Origin of the sequence: Robbsia sp. KACC 23696 (assembly GCF_039852015.1) — a bacterium.
Classification (GTDB): domain Bacteria; phylum Pseudomonadota; class Gammaproteobacteria; order Burkholderiales; family Burkholderiaceae; genus Robbsia.
Genome location: NZ_CP156626.1, coordinates 3,156,257 through 3,173,733, shown reverse-complemented (window position 1 = coordinate 3,173,733; position 17,477 = coordinate 3,156,257). Strand labels below are relative to the sequence as shown.

Annotated in this window: 10 protein-coding genes and 2 pseudogenes; all 12 read left to right on the top strand. The window is 63.7% G+C overall.

The genetic code is table 11. The annotated features are described in order from the left end of the window. Positions 1–66: 66 nt before the first annotated feature. A pseudogene (locus ABEG21_RS13285) lies at positions 67–1,806 on the top strand (UDP-N-acetylmuramoyl-L-alanyl-D-glutamate--2,6-diaminopimelate ligase); the annotation flags it as partial. Between the two features lie 71 nt (positions 1,807–1,877). Further along, positions 1,878–3,476, top strand: coding sequence for a UDP-N-acetylmuramoyl-tripeptide--D-alanyl-D-alanine ligase (murF, locus tag ABEG21_RS13280; protein ID WP_347555019.1), 1,599 nt, complete (start codon positions 1,878–1,880; stop codon positions 3,474–3,476). A gap of 126 nt (positions 3,477–3,602) precedes the next feature. Continuing rightward, positions 3,603–4,772, top strand: a complete 1,170-nt coding sequence (gene mraY, locus ABEG21_RS13275) for a phospho-N-acetylmuramoyl-pentapeptide-transferase (protein WP_347555018.1) — start codon at positions 3,603–3,605, stop codon at positions 4,770–4,772. Positions 4,773–4,863: 91 nt separating this feature from the next. Then, positions 4,864–6,753 carry a Mur ligase family protein gene (locus tag ABEG21_RS13270; RefSeq protein ID WP_347556795.1) on the top strand — a complete coding sequence of 630 codons (1,890 nt, stop codon included), beginning with the start codon at positions 4,864–4,866 and terminating at the stop codon, positions 6,751–6,753. After that, positions 6,750–8,063, top strand: a complete 1,314-nt coding sequence (gene ftsW, locus ABEG21_RS13265; RefSeq protein WP_347555016.1) for a putative lipid II flippase FtsW — start codon at positions 6,750–6,752, stop codon at positions 8,061–8,063. Before ABEG21_RS13270 ends, ftsW begins: the two co-directional genes overlap by 4 nt. A 176-nt stretch (positions 8,064–8,239) precedes the next feature. Next, positions 8,240–9,283, top strand: a pseudogene (gene murG, locus ABEG21_RS13260) (undecaprenyldiphospho-muramoylpentapeptide beta-N-acetylglucosaminyltransferase); the annotation flags it as partial. Positions 9,284–9,405: 122 nt separating this feature from the next. Then, a complete protein-coding gene (murC, locus tag ABEG21_RS13255) occupies positions 9,406–10,797 on the top strand; it encodes a UDP-N-acetylmuramate--L-alanine ligase (protein ID WP_347555015.1) in 1,392 nt (463 codons plus the stop codon). 74 nt (positions 10,798–10,871) lie between these two features. After that, positions 10,872–11,888: a D-alanine--D-alanine ligase gene (locus tag ABEG21_RS13250; RefSeq protein ID WP_347556794.1), complete on the top strand. Its 1,017-nt coding sequence runs from the start codon at positions 10,872–10,874 to the stop codon at positions 11,886–11,888. Positions 11,889–11,900: 12 nt separating this feature from the next. Further along, positions 11,901–12,659: a cell division protein FtsQ/DivIB gene (locus ABEG21_RS13245; RefSeq protein WP_347556793.1), complete on the top strand. Its 759-nt coding sequence runs from the start codon at positions 11,901–11,903 to the stop codon at positions 12,657–12,659. 63 nt (positions 12,660–12,722) lie between these two features. Further along, positions 12,723–13,955, top strand: a complete 1,233-nt coding sequence (ftsA, locus tag ABEG21_RS13240; RefSeq protein WP_347555014.1) for a cell division protein FtsA — start codon at positions 12,723–12,725, stop codon at positions 13,953–13,955. A 344-nt stretch (positions 13,956–14,299) separates the two neighbouring features. Continuing rightward, positions 14,300–15,493 carry a cell division protein FtsZ gene (gene ftsZ, locus ABEG21_RS13235; protein WP_347555013.1) on the top strand — a complete coding sequence of 398 codons (1,194 nt, stop codon included), beginning with the start codon at positions 14,300–14,302 and terminating at the stop codon, positions 15,491–15,493. Positions 15,494–16,410: 917 nt separating this feature from the next. After that, complete coding sequence (lpxC, locus tag ABEG21_RS13230; RefSeq protein ID WP_347555012.1) at positions 16,411–17,328, top strand: UDP-3-O-acyl-N-acetylglucosamine deacetylase; 918 nt, start codon at positions 16,411–16,413, stop codon at positions 17,326–17,328. Positions 17,329–17,477: the final 149 nt, after the last annotated feature.

Below are 17,477 nucleotides of genomic sequence, written 5' to 3'. Positions count from 1 at the left end.
TCCGCCGCCTTGTTCGCCGCCGCTGCCGTCAATAATGCCAGCGTGCCGCGTGCGGGCGCCTTGCCGATGCCCGAAACGGCGCAGCACGCCTTGACCTGGCTGCGTACAGTATTGGTTGCCAGCGCAAACGTGCACACCGACAGCCGCGCGGTCCAGCCGGGCGACGGCTTCTTCGCTTACGCGGTCGAAGGCGCCGACAACCGTCCGCATATCGCGGATGCGATTGCGCGCGGTGCCAAGGCGGTCCTGTTCCAGCCGGAAGAGGCGTCGAGCGACGCGGCTTTGGGTAGTGATGTCGGCGCGGTACAAGACGTGGGCGGCGGTGTTCTCGGGCTGCCGGTGCCGTCGCTCGATACGCTCGCCGGCTATGTCGCCAGCGGTTGGTATGGCACACCCAGCGTGGCGCTGCGCGTCATCGGCGTGACCGGCACCAATGGCAAGACGTCGACGACGCAATGGATCGCCTCGGCGCTGGCGGATATGAGTATTCGCACGGCGGTGATCGGTACCCTTGGGTCCGGCATGCCGGACAAGTTGCAATGGACGGGCTTCACGACGCCGAACGCCGCACAGTTCCAGTATCAGTTGGCACAGATGCGGGACGATCATGCGGTGGCCGTTGCCGTGGAAGTCTCGTCGCATGCGCTGCATCAAGGACGCGTCAACGGCACGGCGTTCGATATCGCCGTCTTCACGAACCTGACGCAAGACCATCTCGACTATCACCATACGTTCGAGGCGTATGAGGCGGCGAAGGCGCGCCTTTTCGATTGGCCGGGCCTGCGCGCGGCCGTGATCAACGCCGACGATGCGGCCGGCCGTCGTCTGCTCGCGCATCTGGCGACGACGGCGAAGACGTCGACCGGCTTGCCGCCGCCTTTCGCCATCGCCTATTCGGTGGAGGCGGTCGAAGGCACCGGTGGTACTGACGCAATGCACGCGGTGTCGGGCATTGCCGGCCAGCTCACGGCCAGCGGCCTGCGCGCGACGGCCACTGGCGGCACCGCATTGACGATCCGCTATCTGCAAGGCACGCCATCGGCGCCGACGACGCTCGATACGGCCGCGTCCGTGTCAGCCGGCAACGTGACGTTGGATCCGAGCATCGTCTCGTCCGACGTCTTGCCGCAGACAGTCTTCACGGCGGCGATCGAGGTTGCGACAATCGGATCGTTCAACGTGTCGAACCTGCTGGCGGTGCTGGGCGTGGTCTTGCTGGCGACCTGCGATGCGGCTGCCGGGATCGATGCCGTGTCATTCGATGCGGCGGTGCAGTCTCTTGCGACGCTGCAGCCGGTTCTGGGGCGGATGCAGCGCCTTGGCGGTAACCCGCATCGCGATGAGCCGCTGATCGTGATCGACTACGCCCATACGCCGGATGCATTGGAAAAGACGCTGGAGGCGCTGCGGCCGGTTGCCGAGGCGCGTGGCGGCGCCTTGACGGTGATGTTCGGCTGTGGCGGCGATCGGGACAATGCCAAGCGGCCGATCATGGGCGCGATCGCGGAACGTCTCGCCGATCACGTCGTGTTGACAAGCGACAATCCGCGGACCGAATTGCCGGCGTCGATCATCGATCAGATCACGGCAGGCATGTCGCCGGACGCGCTGCAACAACGCGTGCGTCGTATCGACGATCGCGCAAGCGCGATCCTGCAGTCGGTGCGAGCAGCCGCGCAGCGCGATGTCGTGCTGCTGGCCGGCAAGGGACATGAAGCAACGCAGGAAGTCATGGGAAAGAAACGGCCATTCCTCGATCAGGATCATGCGCAATTGGCGTTGGCCACGCGCGCCACGCAGATGCGCTCCGACGCACGCGCGGATTCGCATCCGGGTGAACCGGGGCACGGTGGCCATGGGTCACAGGGGGACCGGTCATGACGATGTTCACATTGGCCCAGGCGGCGCAATGGATCGAGGGGGCACGGCTCGTCGGGCTGGCTTCCGAGGATGCTGCGGCGTCGATTACGATCGAGCGGGTGGTGACGGATAGCCGACAAGCCGGCCCAGGCGACTTGTTCGTCGCGCTGCGCGGCGACCGCTTCGACGCGCATGATTTTCTCGACGCCGTGGCGGCGCAGCGAGTCGGCGCGGCGATCGTATCGCGCGCGCCGGATGCTTTCGCGGCGCCGTACGTGTTGGTGCCGGATACCCGGCGCGCGCTCGGTGAGTTGGCGCGCGGCTGGCGGCGCACGTTTGCTGCCGGTGCCGGCGGCCAGGTTGCGGCCTATGCGACGACGTCCGGATCCGACGTGGGTCGCGCCGGATTGCCGATCGTCGCGGTGACCGGCAGCAACGGCAAGACGACGGTGAAGGAAATGATCGCGTCGATCTTTGCCGCCGCGGTAGGGGCCGATCATTGCCTGGCCACGCGCGGGAACTTCAACAACGACATCGGTCTGCCGCTGACATTGCTGCGTCTGCGCGCGACGGATCGTCTGGCGGTCATCGAACTGGGCATGAATCATCCGGACGAGACCCGCTATCTCGCGGGGATCTGCGAGCCGACGATCGGCCTGGTGAATAACGCCCAGCGCGAGCATCAGGAGTTCATGCATACGGTGGAAGCGGTTGCACTGGAGCATGCAAGCGTGATCCATGCACTGCCGGCCGACGGCACGGCCGTCTATCCGGCCGACGATGCTTATGCGGCGATCTGGCGGGTCGCGGCGCATACGCGTCGCATCATCGACTTCGCCTTGCTCGACGATCTGGCCGATGGGCAATCGGGGCGGAGCGAGACGCGGGCCGCGGTGACGGGCCGTTGGCGTCTAGGACAGGCGGGGGCATCGGCAGCATCCGATGCGGCGCGCGGTGCCGAGGGCAGTCTCGAGGTCGAGACGCCGATCGGCGCGTTTTCCGTCGTGTTGCAAACGCAAGGCCGCCATAACCTGCGTAATGCGCTGGCGGCGACCGCTGCGGCGGTGGCCGCGGGCGTCGGGATCGATGCGATCCGCACCGGCCTGCAGGCGTTTGCGCCGGTTAAGGGTCGTTTGCAGGTGAAGCGCGCCACGGTGCATGCACTCGCGGGCGCGGACGTGATCGACGATAGCTACAACGCGAATCCGGATTCAATGCGCGCCGCGATCGACGTTCTGGTACAGGCGGCATCGCCGCGCGTACTGGTCGTCGGCGATATGGGCGAAGTGGGCGATCAGGAAACGGCGGCGCATCGCGAGATTGGCGCTTATGCGTTCGCGCAGGGCGTGGATCGACTGTATGCCTTGGGGCAAGCGTCGCGCGGTGTGCGCGATGCCTTCGAGGCGGCGCGCGCGAAAGCGGATCACGCAAGTCGCGACGCGATGCGTCTTGCGGAACATTTCGAGAGCACCGAGACGCTCGTCGCCGCGCTGCTCGCCGCGACGTATCCGGCGCCGGCGTCGAAAGTGACGGTGCTGGTAAAGGGGTCGCGCTTCATGGCGATGGAAAACGTGGTGGCGGCACTGGTGGGCGAGACGGCCGCCGCGCCGCATTGAGAAGGGTGCCATGTCGACGCAGCGCTTCACGTAAGCGATGGTCGACGTGGCAGCGCAGTTGCAGGGCTAACCTGGGACGCGAGGTGAAGACACTTCGGCGGACTGGATCTAAAGGAAGGATCGTCAATGTTGCTGCTGTTGGCGCAATGGCTGCAGAGTGATGCAAGCTATTTGCGTGTCATCAATTACCTGACGTTTCGTGCGGTGATGGCCACCATCACCGCACTCGTCATCGGCCTGGTATGTGGACCGGCCGTCATCCGCAAACTGACTGCCCTGAAGATGGGGCAGGCAGTGCGCAAGGACGGGCCGCAGACGCACCTGGTGAAGAGCGGTACGCCGACGATGGGCGGCGTATTGATTCTGATCGGCATCGCGGTGTCGACGTTGCTGTGGGCCGATCTGACGAATCGTTTCGTATGGATCGTGATGCTGGTGACGCTCGGATTCGGCTTGATCGGCTGGGTCGACGATTACCGGAAGGTCGTGCACAAGGATCCGCGTGGGATGTCGTCGCGTGAGAAATACTTCTGGCAATCGCTGATTGGCTTGATCGCTGCCGTGTATCTGGCGGTGAGTGTCTCGCAGTCGAGCAACGCCCATGTGTTTCATGTGTTGGGCAACTGGTTTCATAACGGCTTGCCGACCGATCTGCCGGATCGCGCGAACCTGATTCTGCCGTTCCTGAAGTCGATGAGTTATCCGCTGGGTTTGGCTGGATTCATGACGCTGACCTATCTGGTGATCGTCGGGTCGAGCAATGCGGTGAACCTGACCGATGGGCTCGATGGGCTCGTCATCATGCCGGTCGTGTTGGTCGGCAGTGCCTTGGGCGTGTTTGCCTATGTGATGGGTAGCGCGGTGTATTCGAAGTATCTGCTGTTCCCCCATATTCCGGGAGCGGGAGAGTTGTTGATTTTCTGCTCGGCGATGTCGGGCGCCGGACTGGCTTTTCTCTGGTACAACACGCATCCGGCGCAGGTCTTCATGGGCGATGTGGGTGCCCTGGCGCTGGGCGGCGGTCTCGGTACGGTCGCCGTGATCGTTCGTCAGGAAATCGTGCTGTTCATCATGGGCGGCGTGTTCGTCGCCGAGACGGTGTCGGTGATCCTGCAGGTGGGTTGGTTCAAATACACGAAACGTTTTCGCGGCGAAGGGCGGCGCCTGTTCAAGATGGCGCCGCTGCATCACCACTTCGAATTGAGCGGCTGGAAGGAAACGCAGGTGGTGGTCCGCTTCTGGATCATCACGCTGATGCTGGTGTTGGTTGGTTTGTCCACGTTGAAATTGCGCTGATATGACGCTCGATCTGTCCATCCTGTTCGGTGACGCCGCGTACTCGGAAGAGACGCGGCGTGCGCGTGCACGCGCGGCGGCGATGGTGGCGATGACGACGTCGGACGACGCGCCCGTCGATGCATCGATCGAGACGGACGTTTCGCGTGCGCCGCACGTGCTGGTGCTCGGCCTCGGCGAATCGGGCTTTGCGATGGCGCGCTGGTGCGCCACGCAAGGCTGCACGCTGCGCCTGACCGATTCGCGCGAAGCGCCGCCGAACCGCGAGGCGGCCCTGGCCTTGCCGGCAGGCGCGAAAGGCGCGCATACATTCGCCGCGGCACATGTCGAAGTGGATGCGAGCGGCGTCACGGCCCATCGTTTCGCGCCCAGTCTGCTCGATGACGGGATCGACCTCGTGGCGATCAGCCCGGGGCTGTCACCGCTCGACCCGTCGGTGGCCGCCTTGTTGGCGGAAGCCGCGGCACGAGGAATCCCTGTCTGGGGCGAATTGGAATTTTTCGCGCGGGCGTTGCGTGCGCTGCGTGCGGCCGGACAGCCGTCGCATGTGATCGCGATTACCGGGACGAATGGCAAGACCACGACCACGGCGATGACGGGGCAGCTGGTCGCGCGTACCGGCTGCCCGGTCGCGGTGGCGGGCAATATCAGCCCGGCCATGTTGACGCGACTGCTCGATGCCATCGATCAGCAGGCGCTACCTTTGGTCTGGGTGCTGGAACTGTCGAGCTTTCAGCTGGAGACGGCGTACACCTTCGAGGCCGACGCGGCAACGGTGCTGAACGTGACCCAGGATCACCTGGACTGGCACGGCAGCATGGACGCCTATGCGGCCGCGAAATTCCGCATTTTCGGGCCGCAGACGCGGCCGGTCATCAATCGCGGCGATGCGCGCGGTGAGGCCTGGCTGGCGCAATGGCGCAGCGTCGCGCTCGACGCCGCACGCGAGGCCGGGTTGGAGCCGCGTCGTGCGGCGACGTTCGGTCTCGGCGCGCCGACGTTGGCGGGCGACTTCGGTCTCGTCGAGGAAGGCGGTCTGACCTGGCTCGCGCATATCGTCCGCGCCGACGGCATCGACGATGTGCCGCCGATGGTCGGGCTTGATCCGGTGCGCGGCGTCATCGTCGCTGCGGCATCGGCCGATGTCGCCGATGCGGACGCCGCCGACAGCGGCGATGCGCACGATAGCGTCGCCGAAGGCAATGCCGCGGCGCTCGGAAGCACGATCGAGGTGAGCGTGGAAGATGCCGATGCGGAGACGGACGCCTTGGCGGCCAACGACGCATCGGAGGCGAATGAGGAAGCCGATGCCGCGGAAGCGGCGCCGGCCGATGTCGTCGACGGCAAGACGCCGCGTCGCCGCCGGCGCAAGGCGTTTGTCGAGCCGGAAGGCATCACGCGGCTGTTGATGCCGGTCGACGCGCTGCGCGTGCGGGGACTGCATAACGCCAGCAATGCGCTGGCGGCGCTGGCGCTGTGTCGGGGTGTCGGTTTGCCGCTCGCGCCGCTGTTGCATGGTCTGCGCGAATACCGCGGCGAGCCGCATCGGGTCGAAGTGATCGCGACCTTGGACGGTGTCGATTATGTCGATGACAGCAAGGCGACGAATGTCGGCGCAACGGTAGCGGCCTTGGACGGTCTGGCCGCGCCGGCGATTCTGATCGCCGGCGGGGAGGGCAAGGGGCAGGATTTCTCGCCCTTGCTGCCGGTTGTCGCACGCTGGTGCAAGGCGGTGATGTTGATCGGGCGTGATGCGCCGCTGCTGCGCGCGGCGATCGAATCGTCCGGGGTCGCGCTGGAAAACCATCCGACGCTGCAGTCGGCGGTGGACGCGGCGGCAGCCCAGGCGGAAGCCGGCGACGTGGTGCTGCTGTCGCCGGCGTGCGCCAGTTTCGATATGTTCCGCGGCTATGCGCATCGCGCCGCGGTGTTTCACGAATGCGTCGCCGAGCGGGCGGCAGCGCAGGGAGTGATGTTATGAGTTTTATCGCCAAGATCGTGTCGCTATTGCCGGGCCGCAAGAATGCGATGCCCGGCGGCCCCGGATCGAGCGCGTCGGCAATTGCGCCGGACGTGATGCATGGCATGCCGGTGGGCGGGCGCGAATTGGCCGGCCTGTCGAATGCGGTGAACGGCGCGCGGCCGAAGCGTTCGAAGATGCTCGAGTACGATCAGGCCCTGCTGTGGATCATCATCGCCTTGCTGTCGCTCGGCTTGATCATGGTGTATTCGGCGTCGATCGCGATGCCCGATTCGCCGCGCTACGCCGCCTGGAGTCCGGCGCACTTCCTGCTGCGCCACGTCTTCTCGCTGTGCGTGGGCGGTGCCGCCGCATTTATCTGCATCCGCGTGCCGATGCAGACCTGGTATCGGATCGCGCCGAAGATCTTCCTGTTTTCGCTGGTGCTGTTGATCATCGTGTTGATCCCGCATCTGGGCAAGGGCGTTAACGGCTCGCGGCGCTGGATCCCGCTCGGTCTGCTGAATATGCAGCCGTCGGAGTTGATGAAGTTTGCCGTGACGATCTACGCGGCCAACTACGTCGTGCGCAAGCAGGAGTTCATGCAGAGCTTTGGCCGCGGCTTCCTGCCGATGGCGATGGCCGTCGGTTTCGTCGGCGCGATGCTGCTGTTGGAGCCGGACATGGGCGCCTTCCTCGTGATCGCCACGATCGCGATGGGCGCCTTGTTTCTCGGCGGCGTCAACGGTCGGCTGTTCGCCGGTCTCGTGATGACGGCGGTGGGCACGTTCAGCGCCTTGATCTGGCTGTCGCCGTGGCGCCGCGCGCGGATTTTCGCCTACCTCGATCCGTGGAATATCGAATACGCGCAGGGCAAGGCCTACCAGTTGACGCACTCGCTGATCGCCTTCGGTCGCGGCGAGTGGTTCGGCGTGGGCTTGGGCAATAGCGTCGAGAAACTGAACTATCTACCGGAAGCGCATACCGACTTCATCCTCGCGGTAATCGGTGAGGAGCTTGGCTTCGTCGGCGTGATGATCGTGATCCTGCTGTTCTACGGTTTCGTGCGTCGTGCCTTCGACATCGGCCGTCAGGCGCTTGCGCTGGATCGGACGTTTTCGGGATTGGTCGCCAAGGGCATGGGCATCTGGATGGGGGCGCAGGCCTTCATCAATATCGGCGTGAACCTGGGCTTGCTGCCGACGAAGGGGTTGACGCTGCCGCTGGTCAGCTACGGCGGCTCCGGTATCCTGATCAACTGCATTGCCTGTGCGGTGCTGTTGCGGGTGGATTACGAGAATCGCCTGTTGATGCGGGGAGGCAAGGCATGACGGCTGTGCCGGTCACTGCTGACGGAATCGGAAGCACGTCCGACGCGTCGCTGTCGTCATCGACGACGGCGGTGCTGCGCGCGGCGACGGATGCGTCGATGCCCGGCGCGACGCCGCGTCCGCGCTCCGCGCAGGAGGTCGACCAGGCGCTGCAGCCGCCCGGCACCTTGCTGGTGATGGCCGGTGGCACGGGCGGACACGTTTTCCCGGGTCTCGCAGTCGCGCATCGGATGGCGGCGGCCGGCTGGCGCGTCGTGTGGCTCGGCAGCCCGAACGGCATGGAGGCCAGCCTGGTGCCGAAACACGGCGTGCCGGTCGAATTCGTGCGTTTCGGCGGCGTGCGCGGCAAGGGGCTGCGCACGAAGCTCGTGGCGCCGTTCAAGCTGATCCGCGCCTGTCTCGACGCAGCGGGCGTATTGCGCCGGGTACGCCCGGACGTGGTGCTGGGCATGGGCGGCTATATCTCGTTCCCGGCCGGGTTGATGGCCGCGATGCAGCGGCTGCCGCTGGTGCTGCACGAGCAGAATTCGATTGCCGGCATGGCGAACCGGATGTTGGCCAAGCTGGCGCGCCGGACGCTGGTGGCGTTTCCGAATGCGTTGCCGCGCGGTGAGTGGACCGGCAATCCGGTGCGTGCGGACGTTGTCGGCGTGCCGGCCCCGGCAGCGCGTTTCGAAGGGCGCCACGGGCCGTTGCGCTTGCTGGTGGTTGGCGGGAGCCTCGGTGCGGCGGCTTTGAATGAAACCGTGCCGCGTGCGCTGGCGCGACTGCCGGCGGCAACGCGTCCGCACGTCGTGCATCAGGCCGGCGCCAAACATATGGACGCGTTACGCAAGCATTACGCCGATGCCGGCTTGTCGTCGGACGCCGGTTCGGACATCGCGCTGCTGCCTTTCATCGACGATATGGCTCAGGCCTATGCCCAGGCCGACGTCGTGATTTGTCGCTCCGGGGCGATGACCGTTTCCGAGATTGCGGCCATCGGCGTCGCGGCCTTGTTCGTGCCGTTCCCGTTTGCCGTCGACGATCACCAGACGACGAACGGGCAGTTTTTGTCCGAGCAGGGCGCGGCGGTGATGATCCAGCAAAAGGATCTGCGGGTAGAGGCGCTGGCCGATTGGCTGGCGGGGCTGACGCGCGAAACATTATTGGATATGGCGTGTAAGGCGCGTGCGCTGGCACGCCCCGACGCCACCGCACAGGTGGCCATTGCCTGCGCCGAAGCCGCGTTGCCACGTCGCGCCGGCCGGCCGGGCCAGGCAGGAACAGTAAAGCAGGAACACGGCGTCGACGCCGACCACGGCCCCTCCGGGGCGCGGGGCGGCGATGCAGGAAGCAGATCATGAAACACATCGTCAAACGTATTCACTTCGTCGGCATCGGCGGCTCAGGAATGAGCGGCATTGCCGAGGTGCTGTTGAACCAGGGCTATCAGGTCAGCGGCTCGGATCTCCAGCGCAGCGCCACCACCGAGCGGCTCGCCGCTTTGGGGGCGAACATCGCTTATGAGCATGAGGCGGCGAACATTGCGCAGGCCGATTGCGTCGTCACGTCCACGGCCGTGCACTCCGGCAATCCCGAGGTGCTGGCTGCACGCGCGAAGCGCATTCCGATCGTGCCGCGGGCGAGCATGCTCGCCGAGTTGATGCGGCTGAAGCAAGGCATCGCCATTGCCGGCACGCATGGCAAGACCACGACGACGAGCCTGGTCGCGAGCGTACTCGGTGAAGGCGGGCTGGATCCGACCTTTGTCATCGGCGGTCGTTTGAACAGTGCCGGCGCCAGCGCGCGTCTGGGCACCGGCGACTTCATCGTCGCCGAAGCGGACGAATCCGACGCCTCCTTCCTGAATCTGTTCCCGGTGATCGAAGTCATCACGAACATCGATCTGGATCACATGGATACCTACGGGCACGACGTGTCCCGTTTGAAGCAGGCTTTCGTCGATTTCACGAAGCGGTTGCCGTTTTACGGGATCGCCGTGCTGTGCGTCGACGATTCGAATGTGCGCGAGATCCTGCCGTTCGTCTCCAAGCCGATCGTGCGATATGGCATGTGCCCCGAGGCGCAAGTGCGTGCGATCGACGTACGACCGGTCGGCCAGCAAATGCATTTCACCGTGCTGCGCGAGGACATGGCGCCGTTGGACGTCGTGCTGAATCTGCCCGGCGAACACAATGTGCGCAACGCGCTGGCGGCGATTGCGATCGCCACGGAGCTGGAAGTTCCGGACGCGGCCATCTGCGCGGCATTGGCCGGCTTTACCGGCGTGGGGCGGCGCTTCCAACGCTATGGCGAACTGCCGGTCCCGGAGACGCAGGAGACGTTCACGCTGATCGACGACTACGGCCATCATCCGGTCGAAATGGCGGCGACGATCGCGGCCGCGCGCGGCGCGTTCCCGGGGCGTCGACTGGTACTCGCGTTCCAGCCGCATCGCTATACGCGGACCCGCGACTGCTTCGAGGATTTCGTGCAGGTGCTGTCGACCGTCGATGCGCTGGTGATGACCGAAGTCTACGCCGCCGGTGAGGCGCCGATCGTCGCAGCGGACGGACGTGCCTTGGTGCGTGCCGTGCGGGTGGCGGGCAAGATCGAGCCGGTGTTCGTCGATGACATTGCAAAACTGTCGGATGCGATCCGTCATGTGGTCAAGCCGGGCGACGTCGTGATCACGATGGGCGCCGGTACGATCGGTGGCGTGCCCGCAACGTTGGCAAGGGAGGTCGCATGAGCGCCGCTGAATTTCCGGAACTGACCTCCGATGCCGGCCTGGCCAACCAGCAAGGCAACACGCTGGCCAGCACGATGCAGACCTCGTGGAAAGTGCATCCGCAGCTCGATCCGGCGCGTTTCGGCAAGGTGGCCGTACTGCTCGGCGGGGAAAGCGCGGAGCGCGAAGTCTCGCTGAAATCCGGTTCCCTGGTGCTGGCGGGTCTGCGCCATCACGGTGTCGATGCGCATGCATTCGACCCGGCGGAACAGCCGCTGTGGACGCTGAAGGAGCAGGGCTTCGTGCGTGCGTTCAACGCGCTGCACGGCGGCTATGGCGAAGATGGTCGTCTGCAGGGTGCGCTGGACTTCCTCGGCATCCGTTATACGGGACCGGGAGTGTTGGGTTCGGCGCTCGGCATGGACAAATTCCGCAGCAAGCTGGTGTGGCAGCAGGCGGGTATTCCGACGCCGCCGTTCGAAACCGTTCTGCGGATGTTGGGCGCCTATGGTGCGCCGGCCGATGAGCACGCGTATCAGCCACGCGCGGCGGAAATCGTGGCGAAGCTCGGACTGCCGTTGTTCGTGAAGGCTGCGTCCGAAGGGTCGAGCGTGGCCGTGTACAAGGTCAAGACGGCGGAGGAACTGGCGCCGGCGATCGCGGCGGCGGCCCGTGCGGACAAGATCGTGCTGGTGGAGCAGAGCATCGAGGCTGGCGGCGATCCGCTGTCCAGCATCGGCGGCGAGTACACGATCGCGATCGCCGGCGATATGCCGCTGCCGATCATCAAGATCGTGCCGCAGAACGAGTTTTACGATTACGACGCCAAGTACCTGTCGGATGCAACGCAGTATCTGATTCCGTCGGGCCTCGATAAGGCGCAGGAAGCCGCCTTCGCGGCGCTGGCGAAGCAGGCCTTTGCATTGTTGGGCGGTACCACGTGGGGCCGGGTCGATTTCATGGTGGATGCACAGGGCAAGCCGTATTTCCTGGAAATCAATACCGCGCCGGGCATGACGGATCACTCGTTGCCGCCAAAGGCGGCGCGCGCGATCGGCATCCCGTACGAGGACCTGGTCCTGCACGTGTTGTCGTTGACGTTGGATGCCTGACGGATGAGCGGCTTGTGGCATAACGTGCGTCAGTTGAATGCGGCCGCGAGTTTGTTGACGGCGCTGGCACTGCTGGCGTTGTTGGGCGCCGCCGGGTATTGGTGTGCGCAGCGGCCGATGTTCACGCTGCGGACGATCGCGGTGGAAGGGGATGTGGCGCATGTAAATGAGCCGACGATCCGGGCAGATGTGCTGAGCACCTTGCGCGGCAATTTCTTCACCGTCGATCTCGACCGCACGCGTGCGGCGTTCGAACAGATGCCGTGGGTGCATCATGCGAGCGTGCGGCGCGTCTGGCCGAATGGACTGGCGGTGTCGCTGGAAGAGTACCGGCCGTTGGGTACATGGGGTGACGACCAGATGGTCAGCATGGATGGCGATTTGTTTACGGTGAACCAGGATGAAGTGGACGGCGACCTGCCGGCATTCGCCGGTCCGCCGGGAAGTGAAAAGATGGTCGTGCAGCGGTATCACGACTTCGAACAGTGGTTCAAGCCATTGAATGCCGTGCCGGAGTCGGTGACGTTGTCGGCGCGTTATGCATGGACCGTGAAATTGAACAACGGGCTGGAGATCGATCTGGGACGCGAACGTAATCCGCAGACGCTGGATGAACGCAGTACGCGACTGGTGAAGGCTTGGCCGGAGATAACCAAACAGTGGGGCACCGATATCGATCATGCCGACTTGCGTTACCCGAATGGATTTGCGATTCGGGCCGCGTCGATGCGCTTCGCGAAGGACAGCCGTCCGACGGGAGCCAATCGATGAAGACCGCACTGCAAGCAGCAGTAACCGCGACACACGATAACGCCAACGTTTCACACACACGCCATGAGTAAAGATTTCAAGGACCTGTTGGTCTCGCTCGACATCGGCACCTCGAAAGTGGTGGCGATCGTCGGTGAACTGCGTGGCGACGGTCGCTACGAGGTCATCGGTCTTGGCCAAAGCGAATCGCGCGGCCTGAAGAAGGGCGTCGTCGTCAATATCGAGGCCACCGTTCAGTCGATTCAGCGCGCGCTCGAGGAAGCGGAGCTGATGGCCGATTGCAAGATCACCAATGTGTTCACCGGCATTGCCGGCAGTCACATTCGCAGCTTCAATTCGAGCGGCATGGTGGCGATCAAGGATAAGGAAGTGATGCAGGCCGACGTGGCCCGCGTGATCGAGACCGCGAAAGCGATCAATATCCCGACGGACCAGCAGGTGCTGCATATCCTGACCCAGGAGTTCATCATCGATGGCCAGGAAGATGTGCGCGAGCCCATCGGCATGAGCGGCATCCGCCTGGAAGTGAAGGTGCATATCGTCACCGGCCCGGTATCGGCGGCGCAGAACATCGTCAAATGCGTGCGTCGTTGCGGTCTGGAGGTCAACGATCTCGTGCTGCATCCGCTCGCGTCCAGCCTGTCCGTGCTGACCGACGACGAGCGCGAGCTTGGCGTGGTGCTCGTCGATATTGGCGGCGGTACGACCGATATCGCGATCTTCAGCGAAGGCGCCATTCGTCACACGGCGGTGATTCCGATTGCCGGCGATCAGATCACCAGCGACGTGGCGATGGCGCTTCGTACGCCGACGCCGGATGCCGAAGATATCAAGGTGGCGCACGGCATCGCGAAACAGACGCTGGCCGATCCGGATGAAATGATCGAAGTGCCGGGCCTCGGCGAACGCGGTCCGCGAACGCTGTCGCGCCAGGCGCTGGCGGCGGTGATCGAACCGCGCGTCGAGGAGCTGTTTTCCCTGGTGCAGCAGGTGGTCCGCGAGTCGGGCTATGAGGAACTGCTGTCGTCCGGCATCGTACTGACCGGCGGCGCGGCGATGATGCCGGGCATGGTCGAGTTGGGCGAGGATATTTTCCTGAAGCCGGTGCGCGTGGGTGTGCCCGAGTATTCGGGCGGTCTCGCCGACGTGGTGCGTAACCCGCGCTATTCGACGGCGATGGGTCTGCTGCGCGAAGCCCATGCGCAACGCGCGCGCGGTCGTAAGACGGCGCCCAAGACGGGATCGATGAACGGTTTCTTTTCGCGAATGAAAGAGTGGTTCGTCGGGAATTTCTGAATAAGCAGTGAAGACGAATCACGCACGCGGCAGAGGGTTGTGTTTCAGCTTAAATCGCAGCGGTAGTGTCATCGGCTGAAAGGGTTGGTGCGTTAGGTCATCGATACGCCGTTGCAGGCGCACCGCGCAAAAGGTGGCGCGCGTGGTTGCAAAAGGTTGCAGCAGTGTGCAGCGAGTTGCGGTAGAAGAGTGCAGTGGAAACAATATGTCAGTTTTTGCGTCGCGCGGCGGCGGCGCGCATCGCGGTACTTGCCCGAGTACCGCGATGTGAAGCGAAGCACGGTCTTCGTGCTTCGTGGAGCGCCGAGTCGAGGTAACGTCCTTAATTCAAGATGGAGGCAAACATGGAATTCGAAATGCTGGAAACCGAAACCAACGGCACCGTGATCAAGGTGGTGGGAGTAGGCGGTGCAGGCGGCAATGCTGTCGAGCACATGATCAATCGCGGCGTGCAAGGCGTGGAATTCGTCTGCATGAACACGGATGCCCAGGCGCTCGCGCGCATGAAGGCAAGCACCGTGATCCAGTTGGGCAAGACCGGCCTGGGTGCCGGTGCGAAGCCGGAAATGGGTGGCGCGGCGGCCGAAGAGGCGCGTGAGCGCATTTGCGATGCATTGCGTGGCGCGCACATGGTGTTCATCACCGCAGGCATGGGTGGCGGCACCGGTACCGGCGCGGCGCCGATCGTCGCGCAGTGCGCGAAAGAGATGGGCATTCTGACGGTGGGCGTGGTGTCGAAGCCGTTCGAATTCGAAGGCGGCAAGCGCAAGCGTGTGGCCGAAGCCGGCGCGCAATCGCTGGAAGAAAATGTCGACTCTTTGATCGTCGTGCTGAATGACAAGCTGTTCGAAGTCATGGGCGACGATGCCGAGATGGACAAGTGCTTCCAGTGCGCCGACGACGTGCTGCACAACGCCGTCGCCGGTATCGCCGAAATCATCAATGTCGACGGTCTGGTGAACGTCGACTTTGAAGACGTGAAGACGGTGATGGGCGAGCAAGGCAAGGCGATGATGGGTACGGCGACGGTTGCCGGTGTCGATCGCGCCCGCCTGGCTGCCGAGCAGGCCGTGGCCAGCCCGCTGCTCGAAGGCGTGGATCTGTCCGGCGCGCGTGGTGTGCTGGTCAACATCACGGCGAGCCGCTCGCTGCGTTTGTCGGAAACGCGTGAAGTCATGAACACGATCAAGAGCTACGCCGCGGAAGACGCGACGGTGATCTTCGGCACCGTGTATGACGACGCGATGGGCGACGCACTGCGCGTGACCGTCGTGGCAACGGGCCTCGGCCGTGCCGGCAAGAAGGTACAGTCGGCGCCGATGACGTTGCTGCGCACCGGTACCGACAATGCGCCGATCCATATGCAGCATGGCCATGCCACGCATCACGCGCCGGGCAATGCAGACTACGGCTCGCTCGATACGCCGGCGGTGTGGCGTAATTCGCGTGAAACGGCGTCGGCACACGTTGCGGCTTTGCAGGAAAAGGGCGTCGATACCTACGACATCCCGGCTTTCCTGCGTAAGCAAGCAGACTGAGACAAGGCGTCACCGCATGGCGTGACGCGGCGGAATGTGTGGTTTTTTTAGCAAACGAGGTACGGATGCGCTAGAAAGCGTGAGCCTTGCGGCTCAAGATTGCGAAGAGATCGTCCGTTAGACAGAGCAAGGGATGGCGGCGCGTGCGCGATTGCGGCTTTTAGGACCGCAGGGCACGACACCCCCTGGCGAAACGGACATCGGGTGGAACCGAACGGCGAATGGCGACATTCGACGGCGTCGGCGGCACGGCCGCCGGCGGAAACCCGACGAGATCGACCGCTTTATCCGTGATTTCTGGCTGGAAACACCGCAGGTGACGCAGTGGCAGGACCATGTTCGGGTGCCGATGTGAACGTCGAAGCAGACGCAGACACGGATGCCGGTGTGGCGTAGGGTGATGGATTCCGACGATATGTAGCCGTTTTGGCTTGCCTATCGTGTCGTTTCGGGTTGGAATCGATCGCGCCGCGTCACGCATCTCGGGCAAGATGCCGGTGGAACGGTGTCGAAGCGTCTCCAATATGCAACGCAGTTTGCAGTTCCAGACAACGGCTCGGCGGGTTGGGGAATGCCTCCCCTCAACCCGCCGGCCGTTGTGTCATTTGGCTGTCACGGTTTTTGCTAGGTAGGGAATCCACACGGGATCCCCGCTTCGTTGTTACCGTGATAACAAAGCGAAACACAATGACGCAAGGTGAAGCAACCCACCTTGAATCGGTTTGGTAGAATAGGGACTATGGAATAAGAGTGTCCGATTAACGGAATCAATCGTTTGTCTGTCAAACCCTTGGTTTAATCGGGCGGGGCGCCCCGGATGGGGTGTGCTCGGCGCGTCGGTCGAGACATCGATGGGAGTCAGGAATTCGCATCGATCATCGACAGGGACGCGAGCAGGACCACGAAAAGTGACGCACATGTTGAAGCAAAGAACCATCAAGACGATCGTCAAAACCACCGGTATCGGCCTGCATTCGGGCCGGAAGGTGCAATTGACACTGCGGCCTGCTCCGGCGGATACCGGCATCGTGTACGCGCGCGTCGATCTCGATCCGGTGGTCGAGATCCCGGCGCAGGCGCATGCGATCGGCGGAACGCGGATGGCATCGGTTCTGGAGAAGGACGGTGCACGCGTGTCGACCATCGAGCACTTGATGTCGGCATGTGCGGGGCTGGGTGTCGACAATCTGTACGTCGATATCACGGCTGAAGAAATTCCGATCATGGACGGTAGCGCGGCGTCCTTCGTTTTCCTGCTGCAGTCGGCCGGGATCGAAGAACAGAACGCGCTGAAGCGGTTCATCCGAATCAAGAAGCCGGTGGAAGTGCGTGAGGGCGATAAGTTTGCGCGCCTCGAACCGTACTTCGGCTTCAAGTTGAAATTCACCATCGATTTCCAACATCCGGCCGTCGACAAGACCGGCCAGGAAGTGGAAGTGGATTTCGCCGAAACCTCGTATGTCCGCGATATCGCACGGGCGCGTACCTTCGGCTTCGCCTATGAGTTCGAGGCGATGCGCGAGCTGGGCCTGGCGCGCGGCGGCAGTATGGAGAATGCGATCGTCCTCGACGAATATCGCATCCTGAACAACGACGGTTTGCGTTACGACGACGAGTTCGTCAAGCACAAGACCTTGGACGCGATCGGCGATCTGTACGTCGCGGGCCACCCGTTGCTCGGCGCTTACACCGCGTACAAGTCGGGCCACGGCTTGAACAATCTGCTGTTGCGGGAAATGTTCGCGCACGAAGATGCCTACGAAATCGTCACTTTCGACGATATCCAGAAGGCGCCGAAGGGGTTCGCACTCGACGTGCAGTCGGTTTACGCTTGATCTGCGGGTAAAGCCGGTACGCTAAAAAACCGCGTGTGGATTCGGAAACGGATCCAGCGCGGTTTTTTTTCGTCCAATGCGCCCGTTCGGAGAATGCGCTGGAAGAAAACGTCCGCTAGAAAAGGCTCGACGCCGCGATATAAAGCGAC